Source organism: Microtetraspora sp. AC03309 (assembly GCF_020826795.1).
GTDB lineage: Bacteria > Actinomycetota > Actinomycetes > Streptosporangiales > Streptosporangiaceae > Microtetraspora > Microtetraspora glauca.
In genome coordinates this window covers 1-421 of sequence record NZ_JADDIL010000560.1, presented here as the reverse complement: position 1 = coordinate 421, position 421 = coordinate 1, and the positions used below count along the sequence as shown (strand labels likewise).

Sequence of the window (421 nt, the reverse complement as noted above, 5' to 3'; positions counted from 1 at the left end):
CAACGGAAACGTGGTGCCGTCTGCGGGCTGGGGCCGGACGGTCCTACCGGTTCTTCCCGGTAGGCATTATCTTCATGTCGAAATTCCGGCCAAAGGGCGGTTCGGTTCGGCTCGCGGACTCGCCGACACCGTGATCGACGTGTACCCCGGCCGCATGATCGAACTCGAATATCGGGCGCCGCTGGCCGAGCCGATAGTGCGCGGCGTTTCCAGCCCGCGTGGTGCACTCGGCCCTGCGCCGCAGCAGTACAACGGCGTCGCCAACCTCGTCCTCGCCTGGGGAATGCTGCTGTTGCTCGGGATGGTGTTCGGCATGCCTGCGGTCTTCTGGCTCTTGGAGCGCCTCCTCTGACCCACCGTGCGGCATGTCGGCGCGGCAACGATACTGGGGGCATGGCTGACGGACCCGATACCGTGCTGG

General features: G+C 66.0%; 1 protein-coding gene. It reads left to right on the top strand.

From position 1 onward, the window contains the following. Positions 1-352 (top strand): hypothetical protein (locus IMZ11_RS44355; RefSeq protein WP_228649783.1); only part of this gene is annotated, 352 nt, incomplete at its 5' end. Between the last annotated feature and the right edge of the window lie 69 nt (positions 353-421).